Below are 20,081 nucleotides of genomic sequence, written 5' to 3' on the forward strand. Positions count from 1 at the left end.
GAGAACTCTGATGAATAAAGTTATATCTTTTGGAAGTTGCCGGTTCTGCGGACAGAACAGCCTGCATGACAAGGATGATTTTGAAACAGTGGAACAGGCCAACGAATGTGCAACGCTTCATTGTAATTGTATTGAAGCTACTAAATATCAAGTTCAAAAGAAAGCGGAAGAGGATAGGCAGCAGGCCATAAAACGAGCAGAGGAACAAATAGAAAACTTATTCGGTGGTGGTTCGGCTTCATACGGATTATTACCGGTAGAAAACATTATAAAAGAGCTGATTTTAAATTCAGCAATAATGATTTATGACAGCTTATTAAAAGATGTATCAATCAACATTACTTCTTGCCTGAAAGTGAAGATATCAAAATCAACTAAAGGCAAATTAACTTTTGTGAGGTCAGATGCGGCAGTATTTAAACAGGAGGTATAGCAATGAGCTTAATAAGTAGGATTGAGCCTTTGTTTATTATAGGTATTGACTTATCCTATACGCCAGATCATACAGCCTATTTTGCAATATGTAATGACTGCGGAAAAACGTGGAATGTAAGCAGATACAAAAGAGGCTATATTTGTCCGTATTGTACAAGTAAAAAGCAAAGGGAGAGGAAAACCCGCCATGTCAGAAAAGTCGGTAGGTGAGCTACATAAATGATTCAGAAAGCAAAGGAAAACGCCTTGTATGCTATTCCAGTAGTAAACAAGGCGTAACCTTAAAATTGACTAATTGCCAAATAATCCTAATAAAAGTATACCATACTTAACGGCATAAGTCAAAAGCGAAAATCAGCGCCGATAGGCGTTTACGGGCTTGTAATAGGTATTAACTAAACAACCATAAACAAATATTTACCATTATTAGCTAATTAATATGACACTAAAATTATTGACTTAAAGGGGGTTAAATATGTGCCGTATAGTAACAGCTATATCTTAGAAAATTATGAGGAACTTTATACAATCCAATATGAGAAAAATATTGAGGATAGCATAGAGGAACAGATAGAAGCTCTGAGAGATAAAAATATTAAGAAATATAGAGTAAAAACAATAAAGTGCGGTCAGATGTTGGAATGTGAAATATACCCTATCTGGAAAACAGGCAATAAAGATATCGGGATTGGTAAAAAGAAGCCCAGCCGAGAAGCACAAAAAAATCTGAATGACAAAAATGCAAAGAAAAAAGTTATAAGGCAAATAAATACTAATTTTACCAATGAAGATATATGGGCTACCTTCACATACGACAACGAACATTTACCGGGCAGTGCGGAGCAGGCAAAAAAGGATATGCAAAATTACATAAGGCGGCTAAACAGATATGTAAGAAAAAATAAACTTCCAGCTCTTAAATATATTTATGTAACAGAGTATGAAGAGGATGAGAAGAAAGGTAAGAAGCGGGTGCACCATCACATAATAATGAATTTCAGGGGCAGAGACACGGCGGAGGAAATTTGGGATAAGGGAGGGAGGACACAAACCAGAAGATTGCAGCCTGATGATTACGGCTTAGAAGGAATGGCAAGATACATAACAAAAGATCCTAAAAACTCAAAAAGATATACAACCAGCAGAAATCTAAAAAAGTATTCAAAGCTTACTATAGCAGACAACAAAATGACAAAGAGGGAAGCAGAGAAGATAGCAAAAAACCAAAATATAGCAAGTGACATATTCGAAAAGTTATATGAGGGCTACATATTTAATGACATTGATATAAAATACAGCAAATTTGTAAGCGGGGCTTATCTGTATGTAAGGATGCGGCAGAGGGACAGGCCTCAGAAGAGGAAAGAAAATCGGAAAAGCAGGGGAGGCTTAGAAATTGGCAAAGAGCAAAGTACCGACAGCAAGTGAGAGTGTAGAGCAAATATATTTATTTAGATGGGCTGCCTTATCCTCCGGGGCTATGCCAGAGCTTGAACTAATGTATCATATACCGAACGGCGGGAAGAGGAATATTACAACGGCGAAGAGGCTCAAAGCAGAGGGAGTAAAAGCAGGAGTACCGGATATATGCTTGCCGGTGCCGAGGGGCGTATATCATGGCTTGTATATTGAACTAAAGGCAGGTCGAAACATAACTACAGAAAAACAGGACGAATGGTTAGAGGCGTTAGACAGTAACGGATATTTTACAGCAGTTTGTTACGGATGGGAGAAAGCCTCAAAAGTAATCACAAATTATTTGAAAAATGGAGGCAGTGCAAATGTATAAACAAAAGCTGATTTATGTATGTTCTCCGGTTAAGGGAGATATAGAAGAAAACATAACAAAAGCAAAAGAGCATTGCAAGACTGTTTTAATTATGGGGCACATTCCTATAGCTCCGCATGTTGCATTTAACGGAATGCTTAACGATAAAGTGCAGCAGGAGAGGGAAACAGCATTATCTTTAGGGCTTGAGCTTGTAAAGCGTTGTGATGAAGCATGGGTGTTCGGAAATGTTATAAGCAAAGGGATGCAGGGAGAGATTGAATTAGCAAGGCAAATAAATATACCGGTAAAAACAGTTTTACATGCCGGTGGAACGGAGGGGGCAGCAGAATGAAAACAATTAGCATTATAAACTTGAAAGGCGGAGTGGGTAAAACCTTTACAGCCATACAAATGGCATATGGCTTACAACTTGAAGGAAAGAAAGTTCTTTTACTGGATAATGACAAGCAGGGCAATTTATCTAAATTTTATAAGGTATATAGCAATACAGAGGAATGTGCTGCAGCTAAATTACTAAGTACATACCAGCCTATATTGAAAACGCTGGAAGAGGAAACCCAGTACAAAAATCAGTACATAATAAATGCGAATATGAGCCTTTTAACTGCAACACTTGAAGTTACAAAAACAACGGCAAGTGACCAGCATTTAAGATTTAAAAGGATAATACAGCAGGCAGAAAAGGCGGGATATGATTACATGATTATTGATAATCCTCCGGATATGGGACTGAATGTTATAAATGCCTTAATAATTACGGATGATGTTATAGTTCCGATAAAAATTGACGAATGGGCTTTAGAGGGTTTAGACATTATCATAGAGCAGATAGAAAACGCCAAAGCCCTTAACGAGAAAATACGCTTTGCGGGAGCTTTAGTTACAAACTATAAAAAGAACGATTCCAATATAGCAGGCGTTGATTGGCTGAAAGAAAGCAATTACAAAATATTTGATACAAAGATAAGGTATAGCGACAAAGCGACAGAGAGCATATTTTTTCACAAAGCAGTACAAGAATATAGCCCCAGGAGTGCAGTAGCTATAGACTATAAAAAATTTATAAAAGAGTATGAAAGTGAGGTTACTTATGGAAAAAATTAAAATATCGGAACTTGAAAAAGATGATGTGGTTTTGGTTGAAGGCAATTATACTGTAAACACTGTGGAAGATATTTTGAATGATTTAGAACTTTATAAAGATAAGGAAATATATACGACAACAACAATTTATGCGAAATTTGATGCTAAAGAAATTTTAGAAGCTGCTATTGAAGACGAACAGTGTAATGGAATGTATGATGACTGGGACTATAACATAAAGGCAGATATAACGGAAGAGGATATATCAGAACTGCAAGTCATATTTGACAGAATATTAGCAAGACATCCCGGAGCTAATTTTGCCTATGAGCCTGACCAGTTAATTGAAATTGATGTTTAAGTGATCCATGAAACAAATAAATAAAGATTCCAATATGGCAGGCGTGGATTGGCTGAAAGAAAGCAATTACTAAACAAATAAAGAGTGAGGGCGAATTATGGCAATAAAAAAATCAGATAGGCAAAAAATTTATGAAAAATATAACGGACATTGTGCGTACTGTGGGAAAGAAATTGCTTTAAAAGATATGCAAGTAGACCACATTGAACCATTAAGAAATTGGGATAGGGCAAAAACTCAGGAGGAATTAAACAATATCAAGAATTTTAATCCATCTTGTCGCATGTGTAACCATTATAAACGAGCAGATAACTTAGAAGCCTTTAGAGAATCCATGAGTACGCTGCATAAACGCATATCCAAACTTTACATAGTAAGAGTAGGAATAGACCACGGAATTATAAATATCAAGCCGTTTGATGGGAAATTTTATTTTGAAAAGATAGTTACAAATCGCTAAGAAATGATACAAATATTAAACAACTTAGAGGTGAAGATAAATGTTAAAATTGGCATTCTCATATCAAGAGAAGTTAAATCATGTTTGGCAGTCTATTGCTTTCAAAGACAAGTATCAATTTTACAGTGGTGATATTTGGTGGAGTTACAAGGTCGAACTTGACAGTAGTTCTTGGGATAATATTCAGATGGTCAGTGTTGGGAACAATGACAACATTCTTGGATACTTCGGTGCCCATATTGACAGACAATCGAACAAGGTTTCAAGCATTGGTGCTATCAACTTCGGTAATGTGAACGTGACATTTTCAAAAGACTTTTACCAATTTTTGTATGAATTGTTCACAAAGCACAAATTCCGCAAAATTGAATGGTATGTCATTGTCGGGAATCCGGCAGAAAAATTATATGACAGAATCATTTCAAAATATGGTGGAAGGGTTGTTGGCATTAAAAAAGAAGCAACAATGATGGCTGATGGAACGCTTAGAGATGAAAAAGAATATGAGATATTTAAATGTGATTTTGAATCACAAATGACGAAAGGTGTGCAGCAGGGGATGGATTAATATTAAAGGATAAGAGGTGGAATTTTGAGTAGTACAAATAGAAGCATGGTAAGAAATGAAGCAGATTATTACAGAACGCCTGTAATTGAAATAGAAAGGTTTTTAATTGAATTTAACAAACTCTATGGATATCATCTTAATTACGGCAATATTTTAGATCCCTGTGCCGGAGGGGATGAAGAACATACAATGAGTTATCCAGAAGCAATAAAGGCTTACAACAACGATATAACGACTATTGATATTAGGGAAGATTCAAGGGCAGATATAAAAGCTGATTATCTTGAAACAGACTGTTTTGGCAAATACGATTTAATAATAACTAATCCTCCATTTTGTATAGCCCTTGATATTATTAAAAAGGCTCTGGATGATGTAAAAGACGGTGGGTTAGTCGTTATGTTACTGAGATTAAACTATTATGGGAGCAAAGACAGGAAACCATTTTGGAATAATTTTATGCCGGAACATTGCTTCGTTCATCATAAAAGAATTGGGTTTACTGACAACGGGAAAACAGATTCGATTGAGTACTGTCATATGGTATGGAGAAAAAGCTATTATCCGGATTATACAAAATTAAAGGTTATTTAGTTTGGCAATATAAGAAAAAGCAAAGGAGGGCTTTATTATGGTACAAGCAAAGAAATTTAGTTTTTTGGATATTATGAACAGCTCTGCTAAATCAGATGAAGTATCAACGGATTTTAAAGAGATATTTTTAAGCCCATATGAAGTAAAACCGACAGAGAGTAATTTTTATTCACAAGAAAATATAGAAGAGCTGGCAGATGCTTTTTTAACAGTAGGGCAGCAGCAGCCGACAGTATTAGCATATACAAATGATGAGTACAAAATAATAAGCGGGCACAGGAGAAATGCAGCTAATATTCTAAATATTGAGCGTGGTGAGCTTAACAGGGATGCTAAGATAAGATACCTTTACAAAGAAATGACACCGGCAATCCTAGAGCTATCATTAATTATGGGCAATGCCCTGAATAGAAAGCTTACACCATATGAGGAAATGGAACAGGCGAAGAGGCTAAAAGCAGCATTAATAAGGGCGAAGGAAGAGGATGGCTTAGAACTTAAAGGCAAAATAAGAGATATTATAGCAGAGCTTCTAGCAACAAGCCCTACTCAAATTGCAAGAATGGAAAAGATAAGTTCCAGCCTTACTGATGAAGCAAAAGAACAATTCAAGGCGGGCAATATGGGTATAACCGCCGCATATGAAACAGCAAAATTACAGCCAGAAGAACAAAAAGCGGTTGCCTCTTCCGCAGCAGCTGGTGAAGAGGTAAAGCCGAAAGACATAGCGGAGAGGGTAAAGGAATTACAGCAAACTGCTATAGATAATGTTGAAAAGCAAATTGATAAAGCGGTTAAAAAGGCAGAATATGCAACGGTAAGAGTACTGCAGGCAACAGTAGAAGCCGAGAGAGTAGCAGAAACAGCAATGTTTAGTAAAGAAGTGTCCGAAACGGACACCATAAAGCCAGAATACAAGATAACCCACAAACTAAAAATATATCCAGAGCAATTTGAGGCAGTTAGAAGAGGAATCAAGACATTTGAATACAGGCTAAATGACAGAGGCTATAAGAACGGAGATATATTACGGCTTTTCGAATATTCACCAAAGGAAGAGGAGTCTACAGGGCAGTTTATAGATGTTAAAGTAATTTATCTATTAGAGGGTGGCAATTTTGGAATACCTGAAAATTATGTGATTATGAGTATTAAGGAAGTATAGGGAGGGATTAGAATATGCGATGGTCAGATTGTGCAGTACAGGACTTAAAGAAATATGAAGGACTAAAGGCAAGCATATATAACATAGAGGAACGAATAGAAGCATTAGAAATAAAGTTCGAAGGGATTAAGGTAAATAGAAGTGATAAGATTCCAGCACATGGAGGCGGTAGTAAGTGGGAGGACTATCTGCTAGACAATATAGTAGAACGTGAACGCCTTAACTTTCTGCTTGAAGCAGATAGAAAAATACTAGGAATTATAGAAAGGGGTTTGCAAGCCCTAGACAATACGGAGAGGCTTGTATTAGACAGATTTTTTATTCATAGAAGAAAAGACCATATTGGAACATTAATTGAGGAGTTGGGAGTAGAACAAAGCCAGATATACAGAATTAAAGACCAAGCTTTATATAAGTTTACTATACATATGTATGGGATTGAAGAATATTAGTTGTTTTTAGTCTGATAGGAACTAATAAAAAATTAAAACGGAGTAATCATAGGCTAAAAGTTTGTGCACACCCAGACGTATAGGTTTTTGGAAATCAAGACAAATAACAAATAAATGTAAAATAATAAAAATATTGACATAAATACATTATAATGATATTATTTTTTGTGGTTTAGAACTTATTAAGCTATATTAAAATCAAATTATAGGAGGTATTATTATGTACATGTGGTGTAAGAAAGTACAAATTAAAAGCATGTTAGCAATATTAATAGCTGTGACATTGATGATTGTAAGCATTCCAACGGTAAGTGCAGCAAGTTATTATCCTCAGACATTTACACATACCGAACAGTTTTATGTAGCAGAAGGTGTAACTGCGACATTTACCGCTGAAGTAACTATTTGGTACTATACTGATAATAAAATTCATATTTATAGTGAAAATCTATCATGTTCAGTCAATGATTCTAGATATAGATGCTATACATATGGTCTTCAAATCACTAATGGAAACGGACTACTTAGTACATCTGTTGGGTATGCTACAGTATCTGGTCCAATCTATTCAAAAACAATGGTTGCCAACGTGGCCATCGTCCCTGGAAATCCACCTCAAATTACAATGGGGGTTTTGTAATGATTTAATGTATGAAAACATGGTAAATATCCCTTGATGATTTATAATTTAAAAATAGTATAAAAGAATAATATTTTTAATAAAAAGGCTTATAGCGTACTTGCTTCAAGCCTTTTTATTTTATTCTTTAAGGCAATGTTAAAGACAAAGAACGTATAACAACTTTATAAACCTGAAGAGTTACATTTTAATGAGAGTGCGTTAATTGATATTATAGAAGGTCATATTTCATGTGGTGATTCTATAGGTAAGATTAAGGGTATATTGGTAAACGATTACAAAGCACCTCCAGAACATGTAAATGAATTACTGATATCAGCACTGGATAATAGCACAAATGGCTTAGAAGAATGTAAAAAATGATTTTTGTATATTAACGTGAGTTGTTGCACTTTTGTTAACATATAACATTAAGGAGAAACATGATAAAAACAAGGGAAGTTTTATCCATCCCTTCATGCTAAAATAATATAAAAGAATAATGTTTAATACAAAGACTTGCGGCGTTAATTGCTTCAAGTCTTTTTCTTTTAAAGGATAAACACAATGACAAAACATGAATTAGTTCACTGGATCAATAAGCTGATTGAGCACAGAAATATAAAAGCATTTTACAATTCAGGTTTATGGGAACAGATTAGAAATGAATCATTGCAAAGAGACAACAACGAATGTCAAAAATGCAAAGCTAAAGGGTTGTTTAGTGCGGCACAATGCGTTCATCACGTAAAACATGTGAGGAAGTATCCTGAGTTGGCGTTGAGTATAGATAATACTATTTCGCTATGCAATAGCTGTCACGATTTAGAACATCCAGAGAAACTACAGAATAAAAGCAAACCGCAGTTAAATGAGGAAAGATGGTAGTACCCCCGGTCTAAAAAAGCGAAAAAACTCTGAGCACAGGAAGAACGGGTAGAAGGGTAGACAAAACAGATTTCTCGCGCGCATGAGAAAAAATTAGAACATAAATAACAAAACAAGGGAATAAAAGGAGGGATTATAAATATGGCAAGTGCTAAGAAAATCAAGGAATCTCTGATAAAGCAACTTAAAAATAAAGGAGCAAACGTTGAACATTTTAATAGTTTAATTGATGACTATATTTGGTACTGGAATCAGGAAAAAGCTATGCAAAAAGATATAAAAGAACGTGGATTTATGTTTGAAACAACTTCGGCATCAGGAGTTTCTATTAAAAAAGAAAATCCCTCCGTTAAAAATGCAATATCTTACAATAAGCAAAAGCTTGCAATCCTCAAAGAACTGGAATTAACAACTAAAAATGTAATGAGTGATGGCGATGATAAATTGTAAAGAGATAAAAGATTATATAGATTTAGTACGCTCTGGAAAATTTGAGGTTTGCAAAGAACAATTATTATTATGCGATTATGTAGAGCAGATTTTTAAATCAGAAAAACTTTACATAAACAAGGAGCAGCTTGAGGAATATTTAGCTTTGCAAAAGTATTTCCCGTTTGAACTTTTAGCTTGGGAAAAACTTTGTTTTACCTTACATAACTGTGTTTACAAGGAGGATGGGCAATTGAGATGGCCCGTTCTTTTTGTTTTAGTGGGGCGCGGAGCTGGGAAAAACGGTTACCTTGCGTTTGAAGATTTTTGCCTTTTAACCCCTGTAAATGGGGTTAAGTATTATTTCATCGATATATTCGCAATGTCGGAAGATCAGGCTAAAACTACTTTTGAAGATGTATACAATGTGATGGAAGACAATAAAACAAAGCTCAAAAATCATTTTTACTGGAACAAAGAAGAGATTATTAACCTAAAAACCAAGTCAAGACTTAAATTCCGAACCAGTGGAGTTAAGACAAAAGACGGTGGCAGACCGGGCAAAATTGATTTTGACGAATATCATGCTTATGAAAGCATGAAGCTGGTTGATACTGCGACAACCGGTTTAGGTAAAAAACCGCACCCAAGGCGAACGATTATTTCAACAAACGGAGATGTAAGAGGAGGCCCGCTTGATGATTTAATAGCAAAAAGTGAATCAATTTTAAGAATGGAGTTGCCTGATAACGGGACATTGCCTTTTATTTGCAAGCTTGATAACGAAGACGAAATTAAAGATAAAAAAAAATGGTCTAAAGCTAACCCTAGTTTAGCTTTCTTTCCAACTCTACAGCACGAGCTTGATATTGAATTTGGTGACTATCTGCAAAACCCAATAGGGAACTCTTCTTTTGCGACAAAAAGAATGAACATGCCTCAAGGTGATAAAGATGCAGAGGTTACAACATGGGAAAATATACTGGCAACCAACCAGAGCATGCCAGATCTAACCGGATGTACCTGCGTAGCGGGAATTGATTATGCTAAGACAACAGACTTTGTTTGTGCAGGACTACTTTTTATATACAAAGGAATATATTACTGGTTATCGCATACATGGGTTTGCAAAAAGTGTAATGATCTAGGCCGCATTAAGGCACCGCTAAAAGAATGGGAGAAGATGAAGTTACTAACCTTTGTCGATGGCCCGGAGGTGTCACCGGATATACCGGCGGCATGGTTACAAGAACAAGGACAAAAATACAACATTACTATTTTGGGCATGGACAATTACCGCTATACACTACTGGCAAGATCCCTTAGAAATGTCGGCTTTGATGTAGATAAAAATGAAGCCAATAATATTATGCTAGCTAGGCCAAGCAATGAAATGCTTATAGCACCAATAATAAATAGTTTATTTGTAAATCACAATATTGCATGGGGTGATAATCCGCTAATGAGGTGGTACACAAATAATACTTGTATGGTAACTTCACAGGCAGGCAATATAACATATGGAAAGATAGAACCCAAAAGCAGGAAAACAGATGGTTTTAAAGCTTTTGTTGCGGCTATGTGTGCAAGTGGAAATTTAGAGGATAGTGGCGAAACGGTTAATTTTGATTTTGGAGTGTATACATATTAAAAATAAGTCTTAGAAATAAGGCTTTTTATTATACCTTGAAAGGAGGTGAGAAAATGAAATTTATAGATTGGATAAAGGACTTCTTCGGGGTTGACCAGTCAACAGTATATATAAATCAACAGGCTCAGGCCTCTCAAGAGGTGCTGCTTGCGATTAAAGACTTTGCCATATGTTCTGCAATTAACCTGATAGCCGGAGCAATAAGTAAATGTGAGTTTAAAACATATTTAAACGGCAATGAGGTTAAAGGCGATGAATACTATATCTGGAATGTTGAGCCGAATAAAAACCAGAACTCAACGCAGTTTATTCAGGAGTTTATTTCAAAATTGCTTTATTACAATGAATGCCTAATTTTGGACATAAACGGACAGTTAATTATTGCGGATGATTTTATACAAACAGAATATGCGGTATTTGAAAACACTTTTTCAAACGTAGTAAGGGGGACAATGAAGTTTGATAAAACCTTTAAAATGAGTGAAGTCCTATATTTCAAATATAGCAATAACGATGTTAAACGTCTGCTCTCAGAACTCATGAACGGATATAACAATTTATTAAATATGGCTATAGGTAAATATAAGCGTAGCGGTGGAAGAAAAGGAACGTTGCACATAAATTCCACAGCCTTAGGCGATAAAAATTTTCAAGATAACATTAATAACTTGATGAACAATAGATTTAAAAGCTATTTTGAATCTGAGAATGCAGTACTGCCACTACTAAACGGATATACATACAATGAGCAAAACGGAGAAGGAAATAAAAAATCCACAAGCGATATGGTTGATGTAGCTGCAATTGTGAAGGAACAATTTGACAAAACTGCACAAGCCTTTAAAATTCCCCCTTCCCTACTTGGAGGAGACATATCGGACGTAGACAAAATAACGGATAATTTTTTGACATTTTGCATTGATCCTTTAGCGGATATGGTAGGAGAGGAAGGCAACCGCAAAAGATATGGTAAAAGTGCTTTTTTAAAAGGCTCTTTTATTAAGGTGGATACAACCTGTATTAAGCATATAGATATATTCTCTATCTCAGAATCGCTTGACAAGCTTATTGCATGTGGTGGATACAGCATTGACGAGTTAAGAGAAAAGGCAGGTGATATTCCATTAAATACAGACTGGAGCAAAAAACACTGGATAACTAAAAACTATTCAGACATTCAGGAAGCGAAAGGAGGTGAGGAATAGTGAGAGGACCAATATTTTTGATTAAGCAGGCAGCAGAGCCTAATGCAATGGATTTATACATTTATGACTATGTTAAAGGTGACAGCGTGAATTGGTGGACAGGTGAAAAAGAGGAAAGCCAAACCTCCGCTAATTACATCAAAAATCAGTTGGAACAACATCCGAATATCACCCAAATCAATATTTATATAAATTCTTATGGAGGCGATGTGAAAGAAGGTTTAGGCATATACAATCAGTTAAAAAGGCACTTGGCTCAAAAAACGGCATACATAGATGGGTTTGCTTGCTCAATTGCATCTGTCATTGCTATGGCTGCTGACAAGGTAGTTATGGGAAACAATACACTAATGATGATACATCATGCTTCAATGGCCATTTGCGGCAATGCAGAGGAGCTAAGAAAGGCGGCTAATGATGTAGAGGTAATCGACAAGGCAAGCTGTTCAAGCTATCTAACCAAAGCCGGAGACAAATTGAACGAGGAAACATTAAACCAACTACTGGATGAACAAACATGGCTTAGTGCTGAACAATGTTTACAGTATGGTTTATGTGATGAAATTGCAGGAAAGGAAGATAAACAAATTACAGAAGCACAGCAGCGTTTTGAACAATCTATAAAGGATAAGCTTCAGCAAATTGAAATGAAAATTCAAGTGCCGAAAAAATTTGAACAACAAAAAACAAATGCTGAAAAGCTTATGGCAGCATTTAATAAAAAATTGGAGGATGAAAATAAATGAAATCAAAGGACTTAATACAACAGGAATTAAGAGATAATTTAGTCGCAGCTTTTAAAAGCACAGACGAAAACGCAATTGCTCAGGCATTTAATACTTTTGCCGAGTCGGTACAGCAAAATGTTATGGAAGAATTTAAGACTTATCAGCAAACAGCGGATAGCACTATACTAGCAAAAAGGGGAGTTCACCAGCTAACCAGTGAGGAAAACAAGTTTTATCAAGGCATAATTGATGCCCTGAAAGCTCCTGACATAAGGCAGGCTTTTGCATCTCTTGATACTGCTTATCCGGAGACGGTGATTGATAATGTTATAGCTGATATCGAAGAGGCTCACCCGTTACTTTCAGCAATAACTTTTACTAATACTACAATATTAACGAAGATGATTGTAAACAAGCAGGGCGCTCAGCTTGCTGTATGGGGGGCGATTAATTCAGCCATTACAAAAGAATTGAGCGGTACCATTGGGAAAATTGACCTTACACTTTGCAAGCTATCTGCATTTATGCCAATAAGTAAGGATATGATTGCAGTTGGCCCTACATGGATTGATGCATATGTAAGGGGTGTTTTATCCGAGGCTATCGCTTTAGCTCTTGAAACGGCTATTGTTACAGGCACTGGCAAGGATGAACCTATTGGAATGGACAGGGATGTATCTGATGATGTAACTGTAACAGGCGGGGTTTATCCGAAGAAAACTCCCGTTACAGTCAATAACTTTAGCCCTGTTAACTATGGAGCCATTGCAGGAAAATTAGCGCAGGCCCCCAATGACAAGACAAGACCCGTAAATAATATATTACTTATAGTAAACCCACAGGATTATTTTACTAAGGTATTCCCGGCAACTACTGTAAGAGCCGCAGACGGTACATATTCGCACGATGTATTCCCGTATCCCACTACGGTAATACAATCCTCTGCCGTAGCATCAGGGAGTGCTATTTTTGGATTGGCTGATAAGTACTTTATGGGTATCGGAGCCGGTACAAGCGGCGGCAAAATAGAATACTCTGACGAATTCAAGTTCCTTGATGATGAAAGGGTGTACCTTACAAAGATGTATGGCAATGGCAGAGCTTTAGACGATAATGCCTTTATTCTGGCAGATATAAGCGGACTTACTCCCGCCACTCTTGAAGTATCTGTTACAAATGTAGTTAAAACTAAGGAACAGGCTTAAAGAGGTGATCTAAATGCCGGAGGACTTATTGAATGATGTTAAAAATTATCTGCATATCACATGGCAGGATGAAGCAACGGACAAAAACATTACTGGAATAATAAAAAGAGGGATGACACGCTTGCAGACTATTGCAGGCGTGTCTATTGACTTTACGCAGGAAGATTTAGCCCGCTCATTGCTTTTTGATTATTGCAGATATGCAAATAGTCATGCCCTTGAAATGTTTGAAAAGAATTTTTCGGCCGAATTACTAAGCTTGCACATAAATAGTCAGGTTAATACTGAAAGTGAGGCAACCCAATGATAATTAAAACAGACAATATAGATTTTACAAGCTTTAGTGATGGTGTATGCGATATTTATACGGAAGATGAAGAGGGAAATAAAACATATAAATATCAAAGTTTGGGTTTTTCTGATCGTGCTTTAGGGTTTAATCGTGTGTTTGCAGCCAGAGCAGTACAAGATGAGGTTAATGCGGTAATTCGTATCCAGCAAGTGCCTGATATTGATACTCATGATACTTTGGAGATAAGAGGCAGAGGTAAGCATGATATCATACTTATTCAAAATAAATACGACACTAACCCTCTGAGTATTGATTTGACTCTGAAACAACTCGAAATGCATGGAGGTTAAACAAAATGGAATTGATTAATATTAATGACTTGGCAGCTGCATTAGCTGAGGAGCTTCAAAACTACTCAGCTAATGCAGCGGATGAAATAAAAAAAGCCGTAGATATTGTTGCAGATGAAGTCAATCAAGAAATAAAAAATCATATAACCTTTAAACAACGACCGGGCGGCAAATACGTTAAAGCTTTTCGGCTAAAGACATCGTATGAGAGTAAGTTTGATAAAAGGAAAACCTGGTATGTTGCAGATGGACAACATAGACTAACGCACCTGCTTGAAAATGGGCATGCACTTTGTCAAGGCGGAAGAGCCGGAGCATTTCCGCATATAAAATACGGCGAAGAATTAGCACAAGAGCGTATGGAAGAACTGGCGAGGGAGGCAATAGAGGATGCTAACAGACGTTAAAACATGGTTGGAGACAACTGGTTATAAAGTAGCCGAGGAAAGATTTCTAAAGCCTCCTGCACAACCCTACATAATATTTGTTGACAATACTGAGGTTGGTGGTGCAGATAATAAAAATTGTATAGCTGACAGGCAGATAAGCGTTGAATTGTACTCAGATAAAATTAACAATGAAGCTGAGCAAAAGATTGAAGGTCTATTGAATGGAAAAGTAATACATTATTCAAAAGTCCGCGCATGGATACAGACAGAAATGTTTTTTCAAACGTTGTACGAATTTAATTTAATAGAAAAATTATAGAAAGGAATTAACGGATATGTCTACAGATGGAGAAAAAATAGTACTTGGAAGCGGTTCGCTTTTTTGCATGGAGTTTACTGGAACAATACCAGAAGATGCGGTAATAGAGGTGACCGACAATCAGCTGGGTTATATACAAGGCGGGGCAAGTTTAGAATATAAACCTACTTTTTATGAAGCAAAAGACGATATGGGGAAAGTTACAAAAGTAATTATTACCGAGGAAGAGGCAACATTGAAAAGCGGGATAATGACATGGTGTGGCAATACCCTTAAAAAGCTTTGCAGTACCGCAAGAGTAACCGAGACAGGAGGCAAAAGAACTGTAAAAATCGGAGGAATAGGGAACGATAATGGCAAAAAGTATATCATTCATTTCCTCCACGAAGATCCTGCTGACGGAAATATAAGAGTTACAATTGTGGGGCAAAACCAGAAAGGATTTACTCTTACATTTTCAAAAAAGGAAACGGTAATTGACGCTGAATTTAAAGCATTGCCGCATGATACAGAAGGTACATTGATAAAATATACCGAGGATATACCGGAAGTATCAGAAGGTTAGTTTTGAGGGGGACAGGAATGTCCCTTTAATATTTTTGAGGGGTGAAAATAATATGTTTGATATAAGCACAATAAATAAAAGGTACTTTAATATTAGTATTTCGGTAACAAATGATGAAGGCAAGGAACTTGATATAAGTCTCGACGTTGAACCGCCAAAAATAAAAACTTTAAAGAAAATAATCGTTCTATCAAAGGACAAGGATGATGAAAATGCAATGTCGGAGGCTATAACTTTAATCCTTAATAAGAATAAAACTGGCTTCAAGGTGCCAAATGAGATAATTGAAAACCTTGACACAGACCAGTACAAAGCAATTCTTAAAGAATACACAAGCTGGCTCAAGGAGGTAAAAAACAACCCAAACTAAGAATCCCTCGCTGTCCTGACGATACAGACGAGGGACATTATAATTTAAATCACCTTGAGGAAAAGCTGGTATATGATTATACCGGCTTTAATTTTGCTCAAATATATGAACTTGATGTATTTACATATCAGGCAATACTCCGGGATGCAGTAATATACAAATATATGCAGACAGAGGAAGGACAGAAATATTTAAATAGGTGCTGGATATTGGAACAAACAAAACCGGATAGAGCAAAATTAAGAGAGAGGTTTGGAAAGGAGTAATGATATTGGCAGGAAATATAAAGGGAATAACAATTGAAATAGGTGGGAATACCGAACCTTTAAACAAGGCATTGCAAGGGGTGAATAAAAACAGCAGAGACTTGCAATCAGAACTTAGGCAAGTTGAGAAGCTGTTAAAATTAGATCCTACAAATACTGCTTTATTGGCACAAAAACAGGAATTACTTACTAAGGCAGTGCAAAATACTGCTGATAAGGTAAACATATTAGCGAAAGCGCAAAAGCAAGTGGAAGAAAGTTTTAATTTAAAAAAGATTTCAGAGGAACAATATAGAGCGTTTCAAAGGGAATTGATTTCCGCAGAAGCTGAGCTAAGAAAAGCAACCGAAGCTGAAAGCAATTTTCTTAGCTCATTGAATCGTGGAAATAAAACAATGCAATCTGCAAATTCTATGCTGGATGATTTTAAAGAAGGTTATAAAAGCCTTGATGATTCACTTGAGGAAACCAGAAAAGGCCTTGATAAAACATCAAATTCCACAAAGAAATTTAATGATGAAAGTGAAAATTCAAAAAATAAACTAGGTGCAATGACAGTTGCATTTGGCAATCTTATTGCAAATGGAATACAAGCGGCTATAACAAAAATAATTGAACTGACAAAAAGTACAAAAGAATTTCGTGAGGATTTTGCCAAGCTTGAAACAAATGCAAAAGTGGCAGGAGTAAGCATGGAGGATACCAATAATGCGTTAAGAGATTTAAATGCAATTACTGGTGAATCAGATAGCAATATAGAAGCATTATCAAATCTATTTCAGGCGGGATTTAAAGGCAACAAATTGCAAGAAGCTGTAGACGCATTATCAGGTGCAGTAATCAAGTTCCCTGACACATTAAAAATTGAAAGCCTTGCGGATAGCTTGCAAGAAACCCTTGCTACAGGTAAATCCACCGGACAATTTCAGGAAATGTTAGGCAGGGTAGGTGTTTCGGTGGATGATTTTGACAAAGGATTAAAAAGAGCAATTAAATCAGGAACCGAACAAGAATATATATTAGATACTCTTGCCAAATCAGGACTTGCAAAAGTCAACGAAGAATACAGAAAAAGCAATTCTAATCTTGTTGAAAGTGCAAATGCACAATATGACCTTAATCAATCATTAGTTGAGTTAAGCAAGGTAATTGAACCTATAATAACAGACTTGACAAAAGCGTTAGCCGAAATTTTGAAAAATGGTGATGCCGTAACATCTTTAGTAGCGGCTATAGGTGCAGGTTTTGTGACTTGGCAAATAGCAACTACTCTTACTGACATAGTAAAAGGAGTAAAAGCATTTCAGGCAGCTACAGAAGGTGCTACAGTGGCACAAGCATTATTTAACGGAGTTTTAGTGGCTAACCCGATTGTTTTAATAGTTGCACTTATTGCAGGACTTATAACAGCATTAATAGTGCTATGGAATACAAACGATAATTTTAGGGAGGCCATTACCCTAATATGGGAGGCTATTAAGGTAATGGTAGTAACTGCTATAGATGCAGTAGTTGATGCATTTTGGGCAGTTGTAGATTTTGTAAAAAATAATTGGCAAGGGTTATTATTACTATTAGTGAATCCGTTCGCAGGAGCATTTAAGCTGCTATATGATAATTGTGAGGCATTCAGAGAATTTATAAATAAATTTGTGCAAGGGATAATAGATTTCTTTACAGTAAAAATACCTGATTTTGTTAAAAGCATAATTGATTGGTTTAAAGACTTGCCTGAAAAGATGATAGAAACGGGAGAAAACATTGTAAAGGGCATATGGGAGGGTATAAAAAATACTGCAAAATGGCTGAAAGATAAAATTTTGGGATTTGCAGGAAATATTGTTGACAATATAAAAGAAGCGTTAGGGATACAGTCTCCATCCAGAGTTTTAGCTGATGAAGTAGGAAAATACATGGCTCAAGGTATTGGAGTTGGATTCGAGGATGAAATAAAAAGTGTATCAGTCAACATGAACAAAACGTTATTACCTAAATCAGGCAATGTATTTGGAGATAGCTCTGATTATTCTGTAAGCGGAAATAATGGCGGTGATACTTATAAAATTGGCAGTGTTGTAATAGATGCAAAAAATGTAAAAGAACTTACAGACGTAGTAAATATGACTAAAAACATAGTCCAAACTAATAGAGCGGGAAGGGTGGTAATAGCATAATGGCACAGCATACAATTACATTGGCTTGTGTTGGCAGCTGTTATACAGATGCAGACAATAGGTATACTAATTACCCTAGTAGCATAGTAAAAACAGGGCAAAACCCCACAACCATGACCGGAACCGTAAAAAGATACACAGGGTATGCAAAATTTAACGATTCCACCTTGCCAATAAGAAAAAAAGTTACAAATATTACTTTAAAATATTATGTAAGCAGCGTAAATTATTATAACGACTGGGCAAGGATAAATATTGGTTCTACCGATTCGGATGTAAATCTGTCTATGCTTACATTCGATGCAACTAAGGGCTATGGGTATAGTTCTACCAAATCAAGAACTTTTTATAATGGGGCTACAATCCCGGCCTTTTACGAAGATACATTAAATGTTTTAGCTGCAAAAGTGGTAAGTTTTGCAGCTGAGAGCAACGAACATTATTTTGAAATTGCCGGATATGGCAGTGCTAATCCACCGATGCTGACTGTTATATACGAAGATGTACCGCCAGACCAACCAACACCGCTAGCTCCAATTGGTAATTTTATAAGTAATAATACAACTATTAAGTTTAGCTGGAATTATAATAGTAGCGTTGGCGGCACTCAAAAATCTTTTAATTTACTGTGGAGCACTAATGGGACAACATGGACTACAGTAAGCCAAACAACCTCTAACAATTATCATGATATGCCAGCTAATACTTTGCCATCTGGGAATATTTACTGGAAAGTAAAAACATACAACGAATACGATGAAGCAAGTCCAGAAAGCGACATTAGTACATTTTATGCAATTGGCAGTCCTGCAATACCTAACATAGTTAGCGTGACAAGCGGAACAGCAAGACCTACAGTGTTATGGACTTCTAGCAATCAACAAATATATCAGCTTCAAATATTGCGAAATAGCAATATAGTATTTGATACCGAAAACGTAGCCAGCATATCAACCAAATTACATAAAGTCTCTGAGTTTCTGGAAGATGGAGACTACACCGCGCAAGTAAGAGTAAAAAATGAATATGACTTATGGAGCGGCTGGGGAAGTACAAATTTTACCATAACCACTACAAAGCCGGCTAAACCCACATTGGTTTTGGTGAAAAAAAGTTACAATATTACAGCTATAAGCAATATCGCAGATAACAGTTATTTATTGTTATATAGATCGGAATACCATAAAAATAATTACATTTGTATAAAAAAGACTGCAAATAATGAAATTGCAGACTATGCAATCGAAAGCAATAAAAAATATAAATACTTTATACGCTGCGTTAACTCTAATGAAGCCTATAACGATAGCAATATTTTAGATATATATTCACCGGCAATACAAAATCCCGTTATGCTATCGGTTTTAGATTGCAACAATGTATTTGTTGTAAAACATAATTTAGGTGACAAACCAAATAAAAGTATAACAAAAAATTTAATTAATACTACAAACTATTTTACTGGAAGGAAATATTCAGTAACAGAATTTTCGGAATTTGAATATAATCAGATTTATTTGACTTTTTGGGTAGATTTAGAGGCGGATTTCCTAAACCTTAATAGCATTATAAATCTAAAAAACATTATACTCTACAAAGATAGTAGACGTAAAATGTTTGCAAAAATAACAGGGTATGCAGCTATAGAAAATGTTATAGGCTACACTGTAAATTTAACAATAGATGCCGTTGATTACAAAGAGGAAGTAGAGGTGTAATAG

The 20,081-nt window shown here is 36.0% G+C and carries 27 protein-coding genes; all 27 read left to right on the plus strand.

What is annotated here, in order from left to right; translation table 11 throughout:
* Positions 1–10 precede the first annotated feature (10 nt).
* On the plus strand, positions 11–433 hold the full coding sequence (locus tag LY28_RS06540; RefSeq protein ID WP_110461377.1) for a hypothetical protein: 423 nt from the start codon (positions 11–13) through the stop codon (positions 431–433).
* A 2-nt stretch (positions 434–435) separates the two neighbouring features.
* Positions 436–645, plus strand: coding sequence for a hypothetical protein (locus LY28_RS06545; RefSeq protein WP_110461378.1), 210 nt, complete (start codon positions 436–438; stop codon positions 643–645).
* Positions 646–912: 267 nt separating this feature from the next.
* Complete coding sequence (locus LY28_RS06550) at positions 913–1,863, plus strand: rolling circle replication-associated protein (RefSeq protein ID WP_110461379.1); 951 nt, start codon at positions 913–915, stop codon at positions 1,861–1,863.
* Entirely contained in the window at positions 1,832–2,224 is a 393-nt protein-coding gene (locus LY28_RS06555) for a VRR-NUC domain-containing protein (RefSeq protein ID WP_340162532.1), read from the plus strand. Before LY28_RS06550 ends, LY28_RS06555 begins: the two co-directional genes overlap by 32 nt.
* Positions 2,217–2,558, plus strand: a complete 342-nt coding sequence (locus tag LY28_RS06560; protein ID WP_110461380.1) for a DUF7768 domain-containing protein — start codon at positions 2,217–2,219, stop codon at positions 2,556–2,558. Before LY28_RS06555 ends, LY28_RS06560 begins: the two co-directional genes overlap by 8 nt.
* Positions 2,555–3,331, plus strand: coding sequence for a ParA family protein (locus tag LY28_RS06565; protein WP_110461381.1), 777 nt, complete (start codon positions 2,555–2,557; stop codon positions 3,329–3,331). The genes LY28_RS06560 and LY28_RS06565 overlap by 4 nt, the downstream gene beginning before the upstream one ends.
* Entirely contained in the window at positions 3,318–3,671 is a 354-nt protein-coding gene (locus tag LY28_RS06570) for a hypothetical protein (protein WP_110461382.1), read from the plus strand. Before LY28_RS06565 ends, LY28_RS06570 begins: the two co-directional genes overlap by 14 nt.
* A 97-nt stretch (positions 3,672–3,768) precedes the next feature.
* On the plus strand, positions 3,769–4,131 hold the full coding sequence (locus LY28_RS06575; protein ID WP_165835513.1) for an HNH endonuclease: 363 nt from the start codon (positions 3,769–3,771) through the stop codon (positions 4,129–4,131).
* Between the two features lie 40 nt (positions 4,132–4,171).
* Complete coding sequence (locus tag LY28_RS19505) at positions 4,172–4,699, plus strand: GNAT family N-acetyltransferase (protein WP_242981171.1); 528 nt, start codon at positions 4,172–4,174, stop codon at positions 4,697–4,699.
* A 24-nt stretch (positions 4,700–4,723) separates the two neighbouring features.
* Entirely contained in the window at positions 4,724–5,293 is a 570-nt protein-coding gene (locus tag LY28_RS06585) for a class I SAM-dependent methyltransferase (RefSeq protein ID WP_242981172.1), read from the plus strand.
* A gap of 37 nt (positions 5,294–5,330) precedes the next feature.
* Positions 5,331–6,458: a ParB/RepB/Spo0J family partition protein gene (locus LY28_RS06590; protein ID WP_207658060.1), complete on the plus strand. Its 1,128-nt coding sequence runs from the start codon at positions 5,331–5,333 to the stop codon at positions 6,456–6,458.
* Between the two features lie 14 nt (positions 6,459–6,472).
* Entirely contained in the window at positions 6,473–6,910 is a 438-nt protein-coding gene (locus LY28_RS06600; RefSeq protein ID WP_110461383.1) for an ArpU family phage packaging/lysis transcriptional regulator, read from the plus strand.
* Between the two features lie 220 nt (positions 6,911–7,130).
* On the plus strand, positions 7,131–7,550 hold the full coding sequence (locus LY28_RS06605; RefSeq protein ID WP_110461384.1) for a hypothetical protein: 420 nt from the start codon (positions 7,131–7,133) through the stop codon (positions 7,548–7,550).
* 546 nt (positions 7,551–8,096) lie between these two features.
* Positions 8,097–8,417 (plus strand): HNH endonuclease, encoded by a 321-nt coding sequence (locus tag LY28_RS06610; protein WP_110461385.1) that lies wholly within the window; start codon positions 8,097–8,099, stop codon positions 8,415–8,417.
* A 141-nt stretch (positions 8,418–8,558) separates the two neighbouring features.
* Positions 8,559–8,867 carry a P27 family phage terminase small subunit gene (locus tag LY28_RS06615; RefSeq protein ID WP_110461386.1) on the plus strand — a complete coding sequence of 103 codons (309 nt, stop codon included), beginning with the start codon at positions 8,559–8,561 and terminating at the stop codon, positions 8,865–8,867.
* A complete protein-coding gene (locus LY28_RS06620; protein ID WP_110461387.1) occupies positions 8,854–10,497 on the plus strand; it encodes a terminase TerL endonuclease subunit in 1,644 nt (547 codons plus the stop codon). The genes LY28_RS06615 and LY28_RS06620 overlap by 14 nt, the downstream gene beginning before the upstream one ends.
* 53 nt (positions 10,498–10,550) lie before the next feature.
* Positions 10,551–11,702, plus strand: coding sequence for a phage portal protein (locus tag LY28_RS06625; RefSeq protein ID WP_110461388.1), 1,152 nt, complete (start codon positions 10,551–10,553; stop codon positions 11,700–11,702).
* On the plus strand, positions 11,702–12,448 hold the full coding sequence (locus LY28_RS06630; RefSeq protein WP_110461389.1) for a head maturation protease, ClpP-related: 747 nt from the start codon (positions 11,702–11,704) through the stop codon (positions 12,446–12,448). The genes LY28_RS06625 and LY28_RS06630 overlap by 1 nt, the downstream gene beginning before the upstream one ends.
* Positions 12,445–13,635: a phage major capsid protein gene (locus LY28_RS06635; RefSeq protein ID WP_110461390.1), complete on the plus strand. Its 1,191-nt coding sequence runs from the start codon at positions 12,445–12,447 to the stop codon at positions 13,633–13,635. Before LY28_RS06630 ends, LY28_RS06635 begins: the two co-directional genes overlap by 4 nt.
* Positions 13,636–13,663: 28 nt before the next feature.
* Positions 13,664–13,942, plus strand: a complete 279-nt coding sequence (locus LY28_RS06640; RefSeq protein WP_242981173.1) for a hypothetical protein — start codon at positions 13,664–13,666, stop codon at positions 13,940–13,942.
* Entirely contained in the window at positions 13,939–14,277 is a 339-nt protein-coding gene (locus LY28_RS06645; protein ID WP_110461392.1) for a hypothetical protein, read from the plus strand. Before LY28_RS06640 ends, LY28_RS06645 begins: the two co-directional genes overlap by 4 nt.
* 5 nt (positions 14,278–14,282) lie before the next feature.
* The gene (locus tag LY28_RS06650; protein WP_110461393.1) at positions 14,283–14,684 is read left to right on the plus strand and encodes a hypothetical protein; all 402 of its coding nucleotides are present in this window, start codon (positions 14,283–14,285) and stop codon (positions 14,682–14,684) included.
* Entirely contained in the window at positions 14,668–14,985 is a 318-nt protein-coding gene (locus LY28_RS06655; RefSeq protein ID WP_110461502.1) for a hypothetical protein, read from the plus strand. The genes LY28_RS06650 and LY28_RS06655 overlap by 17 nt, the downstream gene beginning before the upstream one ends.
* Before the next feature lie 16 nt (positions 14,986–15,001).
* Positions 15,002–15,550 (plus strand): hypothetical protein, encoded by a 549-nt coding sequence (locus LY28_RS06660; protein ID WP_110461394.1) that lies wholly within the window; start codon positions 15,002–15,004, stop codon positions 15,548–15,550.
* A gap of 52 nt (positions 15,551–15,602) precedes the next feature.
* The gene (locus LY28_RS06665; protein WP_110461395.1) at positions 15,603–15,920 is read left to right on the plus strand and encodes a hypothetical protein; all 318 of its coding nucleotides are present in this window, start codon (positions 15,603–15,605) and stop codon (positions 15,918–15,920) included.
* A gap of 271 nt (positions 15,921–16,191) precedes the next feature.
* Positions 16,192–18,360: a phage tail protein gene (locus LY28_RS06675; RefSeq protein WP_133250180.1), complete on the plus strand. Its 2,169-nt coding sequence runs from the start codon at positions 16,192–16,194 to the stop codon at positions 18,358–18,360.
* Positions 18,360–20,078 (plus strand): hypothetical protein, encoded by a 1,719-nt coding sequence (locus LY28_RS06680; RefSeq protein ID WP_110461398.1) that lies wholly within the window; start codon positions 18,360–18,362, stop codon positions 20,076–20,078. The genes LY28_RS06675 and LY28_RS06680 overlap by 1 nt, the downstream gene beginning before the upstream one ends.
* Positions 20,079–20,081: the final 3 nt, after the last annotated feature.

Origin of the sequence: Ruminiclostridium sufflavum DSM 19573 (assembly GCF_003208175.1) — a bacterium.
Classification (GTDB): Bacteria; Bacillota; Clostridia; order Acetivibrionales; family DSM-1351; genus Ruminiclostridium; species Ruminiclostridium sufflavum.